A 719-nucleotide genomic window follows, 5' to 3' on the forward strand; every position below is an offset into this window, starting at 1 on the left:
TTGCAGGGAAATGTCTTCCTTCTGGCGTACAATAGTTTGAGAAGAAACAGAATTCAAAAGCTTTTGTTGTATCGAATTCAAAGAATTGGTATCCGTACTCATTCACGTCTCTGTCGTCATAACATAGTACAGAAACATCAACATATTTTTTTACTCCGGCACCCAAATCAATAGATAAAGGAAGGGATACGTCTACAAATTCCTGAAGAACCCCGCCTTTAGGTGCTATCCAGGTAAGATTTCCGGCGGCATCATATACAGCGAAATGCTCAAGAGTATATTGTCCCGGTTCAAGTTCCAGGGAAGCATCTTCTTCAGTGAAGACCTGGCCTGCGGCAAGATCAACTCTGTAAGGAGCCTCTTCACCAATAATGTATTCATCACCCTGCATCAAAACGATCTCTACGTATGAAGGAGCAGCGTCTGAACATTCGGGAAGATCACTAACGTCTGATTGTTTATTGGTTGAATTCGCTGCCAGGTCGGCTACGATAGCTCCAAATGAGAGGGTGGCTTTTTCTGTGGAGGTGGTGTCTGCTGTAGATTCATCTTTACTACAGGAAGTAAAGACCATTGCGAAGACCGCCAGGAAGGCAAAGTAATTTTTGAAATTTTTCATAGATTAAAAGGTTTTTGATTAAAAAATATAGAATGGTTAATAAATACTGTCAGAAATTTTCCTGTGCTATTTGAGCCTAAAGAGATTTCTTACAGGTCAA

Annotated in this window: 1 protein-coding gene; it reads right to left on the minus strand. The window is 40.6% G+C overall.

Annotation, left to right across the window (positions count from 1 at the left end; genetic code table 11):
- Positions 1-619 (minus strand): hypothetical protein (locus tag HC176_RS15620; protein ID WP_167919910.1); only part of this gene is annotated, 619 nt, incomplete at its 3' end.
- Positions 620-719 lie beyond the last annotated feature (100 nt).

It is taken from the genome of Tamlana crocina (genome assembly GCF_012037625.1).